Annotated in this window: 11 protein-coding genes and 1 riboswitch; of the genes, 7 read left to right on the plus strand and 4 right to left on the minus strand. The window is 55.9% G+C overall.

The window, feature by feature from the left end:
• Window positions 1-8 precede the first annotated feature (8 nt).
• Together ACTJJ1_RS24185 and argH are read left to right on the plus strand one after the other, a co-directional pair.
• Complete coding sequence (locus tag ACTJJ1_RS24185; RefSeq protein ID WP_004953146.1) at window positions 9-1,229, plus strand: argininosuccinate synthase; 1,221 nt, start codon at window positions 9-11, stop codon at window positions 1,227-1,229.
• A gap of 198 nt (window positions 1,230-1,427) precedes the next feature.
• Complete coding sequence (gene argH, locus ACTJJ1_RS24190) at window positions 1,428-2,801, plus strand: argininosuccinate lyase (RefSeq protein ID WP_004953144.1); 1,374 nt, start codon at window positions 1,428-1,430, stop codon at window positions 2,799-2,801.
• A 63-nt stretch (window positions 2,802-2,864) separates the two neighbouring features.
• Here argH and ACTJJ1_RS24195 read toward each other — a convergent pair whose 3' ends face one another.
• Window positions 2,865-4,313 (minus strand): dihydrolipoyl dehydrogenase, encoded by a 1,449-nt coding sequence (locus ACTJJ1_RS24195; RefSeq protein WP_004953141.1) that lies wholly within the window; start codon window positions 4,311-4,313, stop codon window positions 2,865-2,867.
• Between the two features lie 76 nt (window positions 4,314-4,389).
• Entirely contained in the window at window positions 4,390-5,121 is a 732-nt protein-coding gene (locus ACTJJ1_RS24200; RefSeq protein WP_004953139.1) for a glutathione peroxidase, read from the minus strand.
• A gap of 150 nt (window positions 5,122-5,271) precedes the next feature.
• Here ACTJJ1_RS24200 and oxyR point away from each other — a divergent pair, with 150 nt between their 5' ends.
• The gene (oxyR, locus tag ACTJJ1_RS24205) at window positions 5,272-6,189 is read left to right on the plus strand and encodes a DNA-binding transcriptional regulator OxyR (RefSeq protein ID WP_013814983.1); all 918 of its coding nucleotides are present in this window, start codon (window positions 5,272-5,274) and stop codon (window positions 6,187-6,189) included.
• Here the strand turns inward: oxyR and sthA are convergent.
• Window positions 6,172-7,569 carry a Si-specific NAD(P)(+) transhydrogenase gene (gene sthA / locus ACTJJ1_RS24210; protein ID WP_004953133.1) on the minus strand — a complete coding sequence of 466 codons (1,398 nt, stop codon included), beginning with the start codon at window positions 7,567-7,569 and terminating at the stop codon, window positions 6,172-6,174. The two genes, oxyR and sthA, sit on opposite strands and share 18 nt — an antisense overlap.
• A gap of 216 nt (window positions 7,570-7,785) precedes the next feature.
• On the opposite strand from sthA, the gene fabR reads away from it, so the two are divergent.
• The gene (fabR, locus tag ACTJJ1_RS24215) at window positions 7,786-8,418 is read left to right on the plus strand and encodes an HTH-type transcriptional repressor FabR (RefSeq protein WP_006317771.1); all 633 of its coding nucleotides are present in this window, start codon (window positions 7,786-7,788) and stop codon (window positions 8,416-8,418) included.
• A gap of 12 nt (window positions 8,419-8,430) precedes the next feature.
• Window positions 8,431-8,799 carry a YijD family membrane protein gene (locus tag ACTJJ1_RS24220; RefSeq protein WP_041417252.1) on the plus strand — a complete coding sequence of 123 codons (369 nt, stop codon included), beginning with the start codon at window positions 8,431-8,433 and terminating at the stop codon, window positions 8,797-8,799.
• A gap of 38 nt (window positions 8,800-8,837) precedes the next feature.
• On the opposite strand, the gene trmA is transcribed toward ACTJJ1_RS24220, so the two are convergent.
• On the minus strand, window positions 8,838-9,941 hold the full coding sequence (gene trmA / locus ACTJJ1_RS24225; RefSeq protein WP_004953125.1) for a tRNA (uridine(54)-C5)-methyltransferase TrmA: 1,104 nt from the start codon (window positions 9,939-9,941) through the stop codon (window positions 8,838-8,840).
• A 120-nt stretch (window positions 9,942-10,061) separates the two neighbouring features.
• Window positions 10,062-10,273, plus strand: a riboswitch (cobalamin riboswitch).
• A 68-nt stretch (window positions 10,274-10,341) separates the two neighbouring features.
• Here trmA and btuB point away from each other — a divergent pair.
• Both btuB and murI read left to right on the plus strand, forming a co-directional pair.
• Entirely contained in the window at window positions 10,342-12,213 is a 1,872-nt protein-coding gene (gene btuB / locus ACTJJ1_RS24230) for a TonB-dependent vitamin B12 receptor BtuB (RefSeq protein ID WP_440835643.1), read from the plus strand.
• Window positions 12,158-13,021 (plus strand): glutamate racemase, encoded by an 864-nt coding sequence (murI, locus tag ACTJJ1_RS24235; protein ID WP_020457658.1) that lies wholly within the window; start codon window positions 12,158-12,160, stop codon window positions 13,019-13,021. The genes btuB and murI overlap by 56 nt, the downstream gene beginning before the upstream one ends.
• Window positions 13,022-13,389 lie beyond the last annotated feature (368 nt).

Genomic DNA, 13,389 nt, shown 5'->3' on the forward strand with positions numbered 1-13,389 from the left:
AAAAGACCATGCAAAACCAAGGCATCAAAAAAATCGTTCTGGCGTACTCTGGCGGCCTGGATACTTCGGCCATCATTCCTTGGCTGAAAGAAAACTACGGCGGCTGCGAAGTGGTGGCGTTCGTGGCGGATATCGGCCAGGAGCGCAGCGATCTGGAAGGCGTGGAGCAAAAAGCCCTGCAATCCGGTGCCTCTGAGTGTCACGTGGTTGATCTGCGTGAAGAATTCATCCGCGATTACGTTTATCCGGTTCTGCAGACCGGTGCGCTGTATGAAGGCAGCTACCTGTTGGGCACGTCAATGGCGCGCCCGATTATCGCTAAAGCGCAGGTTGAGCTGGCGTTGAAGGTCGGCGCTGATGCGCTGTGCCACGGTGCAACCGGCAAAGGCAATGACCAGGTGCGTTTCGAAACCACCTACACCGCGCTGGCGCCACACCTGAAAGTGGTTGCGCCTTGGCGTGAGTGGAACCTGCGTTCCCGTGAAGCGCTGCTGGATTACCTGAAAGAGCGCAATATCCCAACGACTGCGTCGCTGGAAAAAATCTACAGCCGTGACGAGAACGCCTGGCATATCTCTACCGAAGGCGGCGTGCTGGAAAGCCCGTGGAATGCCCCGAACAAAGACTGCTGGGTTTGGACCGTAGATCCGCAGGAAGCGCCGGACCAGCCTGAGCAAGTGACCATCACCGTAGAAAAAGGCCGCGTTGTGGCGGTTAACGGTGAAGCCTTGAGCCCATACAAATGTCTGGAAACCCTGAACGTGCTGGGCGCCAAACATGGCGTGGGCCGGATCGACATCGTGGAAAACCGTCTGGTAGGCATCAAATCTCGCGGTTGCTACGAAACTCCGGGCGGCACCATCATGGTGGCGGCACTGCGCGGCGTTGAGCAACTGGTTCTGGATCGCGACAGCTTCAAATGGCGCGAGCAGTTGGGCCTGGAAATGTCCTACGTGGTGTACGACGGCCGCTGGTTTGCTCCGCTGCGTCGTTCTCTGCAGGCCTCTGCAGAAGCGCTGGCCGAAGAAGTGAACGGCGAAGTGGTGCTGCAGCTGTACAAAGGCCAGGTGACGGCGATTCAGAAGAAATCCGCCAACAGCCTGTACTCTGAAGAGTTTGCTACCTTTGGCGAAGATGAGGTTTACGATCACAGCCACGCGGGCGGCTTTATCCGCCTGTTCTCGCTCTCTTCACGCATTCGCGCGCTGAACGAGAAAAAGAACAAGTAATTTCATTATTCGGCGTGACTTGTTAAGGGCGCAGCGTGCTGCGCCCTTTCGTATAAAATTTATACCCTAAATAATTCGGGTTGCAGGAAGGCGGCAAGAGCGAGAGTCCCGATGAGCTTACATCGGTAAGTGATTCGGGTGAGCGCTCGCAGCCAACACACCTGCGGCTCGAAGTATGACGGGTACAGGAGTAAAAGTATGGCACTTTGGGGCGGACGGTTCAGTCAGGCGGCAGATCAGCGGTTCAAACAGTTAAACGACTCTCTGCGCTTTGATTATCGCCTGGCGGAACAGGACATTGTTGGCTCTGTGGCCTGGTCGAAAGCGCTGGTCACCGTCAACGTGCTGACGGCAACCGAGCAGCAACAGCTTGAGCAGGCTTTGAGCGTGTTGTTGGAAGAGGTGCAGGCCGACCCGCAGGCGATTGTCAGCAGCGATGCGGAAGATATTCACAGCTGGGTGGAGCAGAAGCTGATCGATAAAGTCGGCGATCTGGGCAAGAAGCTGCATACCGGCCGTAGCCGTAACGATCAGGTCGCGACCGATCTGAAACTGTGGTGCAAACAGCAAATCGGCGAACTGCATCAGGCCATCGTGCAACTGCAGCAGGCGCTGGTGGAAACTGCCGAAGCCAATCAGGATGCGGTGATGCCGGGTTATACCCACCTGCAGCGCGCACAACCGGTCACTTTCGCTCACTGGTGCCTGGCCTATGTGGAAATGCTGGCGCGCGATGAAAGCCGCCTGCAAGATACGCTCAAGCGCCTGGACGTCAGCCCGCTGGGCAGCGGCGCGCTAGCCGGTACCGCTTATCCGATCGATCGTGAACAGCTTGCCGGTTGGTTGGGCTTTGCCTCGGCCACCCGCAATAGCCTGGACAGCGTTTCCGACCGCGACCACGTGCTGGAGCTGCTGTCGAATGCCTCCATCAGCATGGTGCATCTGTCGCGCTTTGCCGAAGACCTGATCTTCTTCAACAGCGGCGAAGCGGCGTTTGTCGACTTGTCTGACCGCGTAACCTCCGGCTCTTCGTTGATGCCGCAGAAGAAAAACCCGGATGCGTTGGAACTGATCCGCGGCAAATGCGGCCGTGTACAGGGCGCATTGACCGGCATGATGATGACGCTGAAAGGCTTGCCGCTGGCGTATAACAAAGACATGCAGGAAGACAAGGAAGGGCTGTTCGACGCACTGGATACCTGGATGGATTGCCTGCAGATGGCGGCGCTGGTGCTGGACGGCATTCAGGTGAAACGCCCACGCTGCAAAGAGGCGGCTGAGCAGGGTTACGCCAACTCGACCGAACTGGCGGACTATCTGGTCGCCAAAGGCGTGCCGTTCCGTGAGGCGCACCATATCGTCGGTGAAGCGGTGGTAGAAGCCATCCAACAGGGCAAGGCGCTTGAGGCGCTGACGCTGACCGAATTGCAGAAGTTCAGTGCGGTGATTGGCGACGACGTGTACCCGATTCTGGCGCTGCAATCTTGCCTGGATAAGCGTTCGGCCAAGGGCGGCGTTTCTCCTCAGCAGGTCGCCAGCGCGATCGCCGAAGCGAAACAGCGGTTGTTTTAAGTTAAGTTAGCCGGTTCATAAAGGCGCGGTTCACAGTGTGAGCCGCGCTTTTTTTATGGTGGGTTACTCACCCGGGCAGCGCTGGCAGCGTTCCGCCTCGGCCTCACCCAGTTTGAGCTTGGCCTGCAGGTCGCGCAGTGCGGTGCGCAGGCCTTCTTCGATCACCGGGTGGTAGAACGGCATATCCAGCATCTGGTTGATGGTCATCTGCTGCTGATGCGCCCAGGCCAGCAGGTGAGCGATATGCTCCACGTCCGGCCCCATCATTTCCGCGCCGAGGAAACGCCCGGTGCCTTGCTCGCCGTAGACGTGCAAGAGGCCTTTATTACGCAGCATCACGCGAGAGCGCCCCTGATTCTCGAACGAAACCTCGCCGACGTCGAAGCAGCCGCAAGCGCTGAATTTCTCGTTGAGTTCGCGGAAAGTCGAACCGACCATGGCTATCTGCGGATCGGAGAATACGACCGAAATCGCGCTGCGGCGCAGGCCTGGGGTGATTTCCGGGAAGCTGCCGGCGTTGGCCCCGGCAATGCGCGCCTGATCGCTGGCTTCGTGCAGCAGCGGGAGCTGGTTGCTGGCGTCGCCAGCGATGAAGATATGCGGCACGTTGGTTTGCATGGTCGAACGATCGGCCTGCGGCACGCCTCGAGCGTCGAGTTTGAGGCCGGTGTTTTCCAGGCCCAGCTTATCGACGTTCGGCCTGCGGCCGGTGGCGGCCAGTACGTAATCCACCATGATTTCCTGCGGCTGACCCTGCAGATCCTGGTAGCGAATAAACACCTTGTCGCCTTCGCGCTGCATCATCTCGACCTTTACGTCGGCATCAAGATAAAACTCTTCGCCCAGGGCTTTGGCGGCATAGCTGCGCACCGCACTGTCGGTTAATGGGCCGACGGCGCCGCCGACGCCAAACACTTTGGTGTCGACGCCCAGACGGTGCAGTGCCTGACCCAGCTCCAGGCCGATGACACCCGGGCCAAACACCGCGACGGACTGCGGCAAATCGTCCCAGTTAAACACGTCGTCATTGACGATCAGCCGGTCGCCCAGTGCATTCCATGCTGCCGGCCAGCTTGGGCGGGAACCGGTGGCGATAACGATCCGTTGCGCCACGATGCGCGTGTGTTCATCGACCTGCAGGGTATTGTCGTCGATAAAGCGGGCGTAGCCGTGAATCTTGTCGGCGGCCGGGATCTCGTCGACGCCTTCCAGCACAAAGCCGACAAAGCGGTCACGCTCGCGTTTGACGCGATCCATCACTTCACGGCCGTTAACGGTGGTTTTACCGGCGGGATACACGCCAAAGCCGGGTGCACGCTCGATTTGATGCACTGCTTCGGCGGCGGCGATCAGCAATTTGGATGGCATGCAGCCAACGCGTGCGCAGGTGGTGCCATAAGGCCCGCCTTCGATCATCACCACGCTGGGGGTAGAAAGTTTGGCAGCGCGATAGGCGCCCAGACCGGCGGTGCCGCCGCCGATAACCGCGACGTCAACATTCAACTGTTTCATATCCGCTCCTGAAAGGTAAAAAAAGGGCGGGCCGGAGCCCGCCAAAGTTCACGTTGGCTTCGTTATTATTGATTAATCAGGCTGACAGGAAATTTTCCAGGTCATCGCTGCCGCCGATGTGACGGCCGCCGATAAATACCTGAGGTACGGTGGCGCGGCCGCTGACGGCACGCAGGCTGACGGTGGTGGCGTCTTTGCCCAGCACGATTTCTTCATACTGGATACCGCGTTCTTGCAGCATCTGTTTGGCTTTGGCGCAGAACGGGCAGCCGGGCTTGGTGAACAGCGAAACCGATTCCTGCACTTTGAATTCCGGCGCCAGGTATTTCAGCATGGTGTCGGCGTCAGAGACTTCAAACGGGTCGCCCGGTTTGTTGGGCTCGACGAACATTTTTTCCACCACGCCGTTGCGCACCAGCATCGAGTAACGCCATGAACGTGGACCGAAGCCCAGATCGGCTTTCTCGACCAGCATGTTCATGCCTTTGGTGAACTCTCCGTTGCCGTCCGGCACGAAGGTGATGTTCTCAGCGTGCTGATCGGCTTTCCAGGCGTTCATCACGAAGGTGTCGTTCACCGAGACGCACAAGATGCTGTCGACGCCGTGCTGTTTGAATACGCTGGACAGCTCGTTGTAGCGTGGCAAATGGCTGGAAGAACAGGTCGGGGTAAACGCGCCCGGCAGAGAAAATACGATGACGGTTTTATCTTTGAACAGGTCATTGGTGGTGACATCAATCCATTGGTCGCCCTGACGGGTGTGGAAAGTAACCTGAGGAACTTTTTTGCCTTCTTGGCTGGTAAACATGGATTAACCCCTTAATTAGGAAAATAATTTTTGACCGTTAGCGCTGTATCGCTTCGTTGGGACACATTATTGACGTCGGGGCTTGATAGATCTAATCGCTCATTGCTATCTTATCTATCGCCATGAGCTATCATGGTCTGGAGGGAAAAAATGAATATTCGTGATTTAGAGTACCTGGTCGCCTTGGCCGAGCACCGGCATTTCCGCCGTGCCGCCGATTCATGCCATGTTAGCCAACCCACGCTCAGTGGGCAGATCCGCAAGCTGGAAGACGAACTGGGCGTGATGCTGCTCGAACGTACCAGCCGCAAGGTGTTATTCACCCAGGCGGGCTTGTTGCTGGTGGAGCAGGCGCGTACCGTGCTGCGCGAAGTCAAAGTCCTGAAAGAGATGGCCAGCCAACAAGGGGAAGCTATGTCAGGGCCGCTGCATATCGGCTTGATCCCTACCGTCGGGCCTTATTTGCTGCCACAGATCATTCCTACCCTGCATAAAACCTTTCCCAAGCTGGAAATGTACCTGCATGAAGCGCAGACCCATCAACTGCTGGCGCAACTCGACAGCGGCAAGCTGGACTGCGCCATTCTGGCGCTGGTGAAGGAAACGGAAGCTTTTATCGAAGTGCCGCTATTTGATGAGCCGATGAAGCTGGCGGTGTATTCCGATCACCCATGGGCACAGCGCGATCGCGTAGCGATGCCGGATTTGGCGGGCGAAAAACTGTTGATGCTGGAAGATGGCCACTGCCTGCGCGACCAGGCGATGGGTTTTTGCTTCCAGGCGGGGGCGGACGAGGATACCCACTTCCGCGCGACCAGTCTGGAAACGCTGCGCAATATGGTGGCGGCAGGCAGCGGCATTACCCTGTTGCCAACGCTTGCGGTACCGCCGCAGCGTGAGCGAGACGGCGTCTGCTACCTCGACTGTTATAAACCGGAACCGAAGCGCACCATTGCGCTGGTGTACCGCCCCGGCTCCCCATTGCGCAGTCGTTATGAGCAATTGGCCGAGGCGATCCGCGAGCACATGCAGAACTACTTCAGTACCACGTTAAAACAGGCGGTTTAAGCCGTTTAGCGCTGCCACCCGGTAGGCTTCGGCCATGGTCGGATAGTTGAAGGTCGTATTAACGAAATATTCGATAGTATTGCCTTCACCTTTCTGTTCCATGATCGCCTGGCCGATGTGGATGATCTCCGCCGCACGCTCGCCGAAGCAGTGGATCCCGAGGATCTGCAGGGTGTCGCGATGGAACAGGATCTTCAGGCTGCCGACGTTCATCCCGGCAATTTGCGCACGTGCCAGATGCTTGAACTGGGCGCGGCCCACTTCATACGGCACTTTCATTGCCGTCAGTTCCTGCTCGGTTTTACCGACGGAGCTGATTTCCGGAATGGTGTAGATACCGGTCGGAATGTCTTCGATCAGATGCCCGCTGGCTTCGCCGGAGGCGATCGCCTGTGCGGCGATGCGGCCCTGATCGTAAGCGGCGGATGCCAGGCTCGGATAACCAATCACGTCACCCACGGCGTAAATGTGAGACAGCGCGGTCTGGTACATGCTGTTCACTTTCAGCAGGCCGCGGCTGTCTGACTCCAGACCGACCTTCTCCAGCCCGAGTGAATCGGTGTTACCGGTACGCCCGTTGGCGTACAGCAGGCAATCCGCTTTCACTTTCTTGCCGGATTTCAGGTGAACAATCACGCCGTCTTCGGTGCCTTCGATCTTCTCGAACTCTTCGTTGTGACGGATCACCACGCCATTGTTCCAGAAGTGGTATGACAGTGAGTCCGACATTTCCTGATCGAGGAATGCCAGCAGGCGATCGCGGGTGTTGATCAGATCCACCTTCACGTTCAGGCCACGGAAGATCGACGCGTATTCACAACCGATCACCCCGGCGCCGTAAATGATAACGTGCCGCGGTTCGTGGCTCAGTTCGAGAATGGAATCGCTGTCATAGATGCGCGGATGATTGAAGTCGACGCTGGCCGGGTGGTAAGGGCGCGAGCCGCAGGCGATCACGATATGATCGGCGCGGATGGTGTCCTGGGTGCCATCCATGTAGCTGACGCTGACGGTGTTGGCGTCGATAAAGCGCGCGTCGCCGGCAAACAGTTTGCACTGGTTGCGTTCATAGAAACCCTGGCGCATTCGGGTTTGCTGATTAATGACGTTATCGGCGTGGCGTAAAATGTCAGGGAAGGTTGCACTGAGCGTGCGTGAATTATTGTAAAGCGGGTTCTGGTTGAATTCGATAATGCGGCTGACGGCGTGGCGGAGGGCTTTGGACGGGATGGTACCCCAATGAGTACATCCGCCGCCCACATTATTGTACCGTTCGATAACGGCCACGCGGGCGCCCTGTTTCACCAGCCCCATAGCGGCACCTTCACCACCAGGGCCCGAGCCAATTACAATGGCATCAAATTGATAGTGCTGTTGCATGTAGGAGAGACCTGTTCTTATACAAAATTACAACGGTATCTTAACATCATAGCGCTGAGCGCCCAATCACCATTAGGCTTTTTGAGGCAAAGCACAAATGGTACAGGCTGAAACTGTGACAGGACGCGTTTGTATAAATGCTGTTGCAATAAAATTTGCTATATTGCCGACTCCACGGCGTTAGACTCAATGAATGGATCTTATCTGGATATGCATATGGGCGTCAGAGCACAACAAAAAGAACGGACTCGTCGTTCCCTCATTGAGGCGGCATTCAGCCAGCTAAGCGCCGAACGCAGCTTTGCCAGCCTGAGTTTGCGCGAAGTCTCACGCGAGGCGGGCATCGCGCCAACGTCATTTTACCGCCACTTCCGTGACGTGGACGAGCTTGGGCTGACCATGGTCGATGAGAGTGGCCTGATGCTGCGCCAACTGATGCGGCAGGCGCGCCAGCGTATCGCCAAGGGCGGCAGTGTGATCCGCACCTCGGTCTCCACCTTTATGGAGTTTATCGGCAACAACCCCAACGCCTTCCGCCTGTTGTTGCGTGAGCGTTCCGGTACCTCGGCCGCCTTTCGTGCGGCGGTGGCGCGCGAGATCCAACATTTTATCGCCGAACTGGCGGATTACCTCGAGCTGGAAAACCATATGCCGCGCAGCTTCACCGAAGCGCAGGCGGAAGCCATGGTGACTATCGTGTTCAGCGCCGGCGCCGAAGCGCTGGATATTGACATCGACCAACGTCGTCGGCTTGAGGAACGTTTAGTGTTGCAACTGCGGATGATTTCCAAGGGCGCTTATTACTGGTATCGCCGCGAGCAAGAAAAAGCTTCTGTGTCCCACGTATAAAGGTAGAAAATGATGGAAAAATCAGGCCGTGAGAATGGCACTTTACTGCTGGCGTTGATTGCCGGCCTTTCAATCAACGGTTCGTTTGCCGCGTTGTTCAGCTCGGTAGTGCCGTTTTCTATTTTCCCGATAATCGCTTTGGCTCTGGCGGTGTACTGCCTGCACCAACGTTATCAGCACCGCGCCATGCCGGATGGCATGCCGAAACTGGCCGCAGCCTGTTTCCTGTTGGGGGTGTTGTTATACAGTGCGATCGTGCGTGCGGAATACCCGCAGATTGGCTCTAACTTCTTGCCTGCGATTGTCGCAGTGGCGCTGGTGCTCTGGATTGGCGTGAAGCTGAAGGCACGCAAGGCGCTGGAGGGGAATTCGCAAGCGTAAAGGTAAGGCAGGGGCGCAGCAACGACGCCCCTGTCAGGTTATACGCGTTTTTCCAACAGCACACCGCATTCCATATGATGGGTGTACGGGAACTGATCAAACAGCGCCAGACGACTGACGCGGTGAGTCTCCTGCAGCGTTTCCAGATTGGCGCACAGCGTTTCCGGGTTGCATGAGATATACAAAATACGCGGATAGGCTTGCACCATTTTTACCGTTTCATCGTCCAGCCCGCTGCGCGGCGGATCGACAAAAATGGTTTCGCAGTTATAGCTGCTCAGATCGATACCTTTCAGCCGGTTAAACTCCCGTACCCCGTTCATCGCCTGGGTAAAATCTTCCGCCGCCATGCGGATAATTTGCACGTTATCGATATGGTTGGCCGCAATGTTGTACTGCGCCGCCGCGACCGAAGGTTTGGCTATTTCGGTGGCCAACACCCGCTCGAAATTACGCGCCAGCGCCAGCGAGAAGTTACCGTTGCCGCAGTAGAGTTCCAGCAGGTCGCCTTTAGAGCCGGTCGTCACGTCCAGCGCCCATTCCAGCATCTGTATGTTCATTGCCGCGTTCGGCTGGGTGAAGCTGTTTTCCACCTGGCGGTAGATCATATCGCGGCCGGCGACCGGCAGGACTTCATCTACATAATCCTGATCCAGCATGATTTTCATTTTCGACGCGCGGCCAATCAGTTGCAAATCAAAGCCCTGTGCGCGCAGGCTATCACGCAGCTTTTCCGCCTGTTGTTGCCAGGCCTCGTCCAGTTTGCGGTGATACAGCAGCGAAGCAATGATTTTGCCGCTGCGGGTCGACAGATAGTCAATCTGGAACAGCTTGTGGCGCAGGATGGGCTCTGGCTTGATAGCGGCGATCAGGGCGCTCATCAGGCGGTTAATCAATTCGCTGGCGGCCGGGAAACGATCGACGCGGATACGTTGCTTGGTCTGCTGGTCAAACATGATGTGATACATCTCGTCTTCATCATGCCAGATGCGGAATTCGGCGCGCATACGGTAATGTTCGACTTGCGAGCGGAACACTTCCGGCTCGGGTGCCGTGAACGGTGACATCAGCGTCTTCAGCCGGGCAGTTTTCTCCGCCAGTTGGTCATCGTAACGTTCAATAGGCAAATTCTCGGGCGTCATGTTTCTTCTCGTCAGGCAAATTTGATCAGCGGGGATTGTAGGGAATCAGCCCGTGAAGTCCAGTTTTGTCGTGTTTATTATTTGTAACATTAGTGGAAGTCTAGACATCTATTTACATTGATCGTAGCATTGCCGTCCGGCCTCAAGCAGCGAGTGAAAAGGGAATCCGGTGTGAATCCGGAGCTGACGCGCAGCGGTAAGGGGAAGTCACGGCGATAGCGTTTTTACGCAGACACTGTCCACTGCAGGATGGGAAGTCATCGCCTGGTGCAGGTTGCCTGTGCAACTTGTAACTCCCAAGCCCGAAGACCTGCCGGTATTACGTCGCAATGTCCGTGGCCGTCGCGAATTACCGGCCATGATCCTGCGGCATCCGCCAATTAAGTTTGGATGCTTTTTCATGACAATTACAAAAAATACGCTGCTGATGGTGGTTTCCTCCGTCACGGCTTTTTCTGGATGGGCGCAAGACAACACCACAGCCAATAACAGCGATAACCTGGTGGTTACCGCCAACCGCTTCCCGCAGCCGGTTTCTTCCGTGCTGGCGCCAACCTCTGTTGTTACCCGTGATGATATCGACCGCTGGCAGGCCAAAAGCCTGACCGACGTGATGCGTCGTTTGCCGGGCGTGGATGTCGGGCAAAGTGGCGGCCTTGGGCAAAAAAGCTCGCTGTTTATCCGTGGTACCAACTCCAGCCATGTGTTGGTGCTGATTGACGGCATTCGCCTTAATCAGGCCGGCGTCAGCGGCTCTTCCGACCTCAGCCAGATCCCGATCTCGCTGGTGCAAAAAGTCGAATATATCCGCGGACCGCGTTCGGCAGCGTACGGATCTGATGCCATCGGCGGGGTGGTCAACATTATTACTACCCGCGTGAAGAATGGCACCACGCTTTCCGCCGGTGTAGGTTCCAATGGCTATCAGGCTTACGATGCGTCTACTCAGCAACAACTGGGCGAGAGTACGGTAGCGACGGTTGCAGGCAACTATACCTATACCAAAGGCTATGATGTGGTGGCCTATGGCAGCACTGGCATGCAAAGCCAGCAGGATCGCGACGGTTTCATGAGCAAGTCGCTGTACGGCGCCGTTGATCATCAATTCAGCGAGGCTATCAGCGGTTTTGTTCGTGGCTACGGTTATGACAACCGTACGGCTTATGACGCTTACTACTCTTCGCCAACCAGTCCGCTGGTCGATACCCGCAAACTGTACAGCCAAACCTGGGATACTGGCCTGCGTTATAAGGAAGGTATCTACGCAACGCAGTTGATCGGCAGCTACAGCCACAGCAAGGATTATGATTACGATCCACGTCTGGGCATGCATGACAGCTCGGCAAGTTTGGTAGACGCCGAGCAATACAATCTGCAGTGGGGGAACACGCTTCAGGTGGGCCAAGGGACGGTCAGTTCAGGGATTGACTGGCAACACCAGCAAATCAAGCCAGACTCTACTACGGTTAACGGTGAAAAAACCCAACGCAATGCCGGTGTTTACCTTACCGCGCAGCAACTGGTTGGCCCGGTCACGTTGGAAGGTGCGGTACGTGGCGATGATCACTCTGAATTCGGCTGGCACGGCACCTGGCAAACTAGCGCTGCCTGGGAATTTGTCGAAGGGTATCGTTTCATCGCTTCTTATGGCACGGCGTTTAAAGCACCCAATATGAGCCAACTGTATGGCAACTTCGGCAACAACACTAATTTGAAGCCAGAAGAAAGCAAACAGTGGGAAGGCGGCTTTGAAGGTTTGACTGGGCCGGTAACCTGGCGCGTGTCCGGCTACCGCAACGATATTGATAACCTGATTGATGCCACCGGCGAGACCAATTACGTTTATTACAATGTCGGCAAGGCCACTATTAAAGGTATTGAAGCTACTGCCTCATTCGACACCGGTCTGTTAACCCATCACATTGGTTACGACTATGTCGATCCACGCAATGCCAAAACTAATGAAGTTCTGCTGCGTCGCGCCAAACAGCAGGTGAAGTATGAGCTGGATTGGCAGGTTTATGATTTTGACTGGGCAGTCACCTATCAATATCTGGGTGAGCGTTATGACAAAGACTACAGCACCTACCCAGAGCAAAGCGTTAAACTCGGCGGCGTCAGCCTGTGGGATCTCGCAGTTTCGTATCCGGTCACATCTCATCTGACAGTTCGTGGTAGAATTGCCAACCTGTTTGATAAAGATTATGAGACGGCTTATGGCTACGCTACTCCAGGAAGAGAATACTACCTCACTGGAAGCTATACCTTCTAACACCACCGCGACGCCACGCCCGACGGTGCTGGTATTTGATTCCGGCGTCGGCGGGCTGTCGGTGTATCAGGAGGTTCGGCAATTGCTGCCGGACCTCCACTATATCTATGCCTTCGATAACGTGGCATTCCCCTACGGCGAGAAATCCGAAGAGTTTATCGTTGAACGCGTGCTGGAGATTGTCAGCGCGGTGCAACAGCGGCATCCTCTGGCGATCGTCGTCATCGCCTGTAATACCGCCAGTACCGTATCGCTACCGGCGCTGCGCGAGCGCTTTACCTTCCCGGTAGTGGGCGTAGTGCCCGCGATTAAACCTGCTGCCCGCTTGACCGCCAATGGCGTTGTCGGGCTGTTGGCGACCCGGGGTACCGTACAGCGCACCTATACCCATGAGTTGATTGCCCGCTTCGCTACCGATTGCAAGATCGAGCTATTGGGATCTTCAGAGCTGGTGGAACTGGCGGAAGCCAAGCTGCACGGTGAAGCCGTACCTCTGGCCACGCTGAAGAAAATTCTGCATCCATGGCTGAGCATGCGCGAGCCGCCGGATACCGTGGTACTCGGTTGCACCCACTTCCCTTTATTAGCCGAAGAGTTAATGCAGGTGTTGCCTGAGGGAACCCGACTGGTGGATTCCGGTGCGGCTATTGCTCGTCGCACCGCTTGGCTTATTTCTTCGCAGGAAAATCTGGTGTCGACTCAGGAAGATAATCTGGCGTATTGCATGGCGTTGAATGAAGACACTGACGCTTTATTGCCCGTTTTGCAGGGTTATGGCTTTAAATCGTTGAAAAAACTGCCTCTTTAACGGGGTTTTGGTTAAACATTCAACGGTTGGAAAAAATATTGAAATTAGGGGTTGCGGGCTTCTGAGAACTCCCTATAATGCGCCTCCACTGACCGGGAACAACGACTCCTCTAACGAGAACCAGTCGCCCAGCCAGGAAGAAGCAAGCCGGTGAAAACACCGTTTCTTAATAAGAAAAAAGCTTGACTCTTCAGCGGGAAAGCGTAATATGCACCTCCCGCGTTACCGAGAGTTATCTCAGTAACGAACGCTCTTTAACAATTTATCAGACAATCTGTGTGGGCACTCCACAAGACGATATCCAGTACCTTCGGGTACGAAAAAATATCAAGTCTTGAAGAGTGACTACTGAAGTAAAATTCATTTAG

Origin of the sequence: Serratia sp. 22264, assembly GCF_052045345.1 — a bacterium.
Classification (GTDB): Bacteria; Pseudomonadota; Gammaproteobacteria; order Enterobacterales; family Enterobacteriaceae; genus Serratia; species Serratia plymuthica.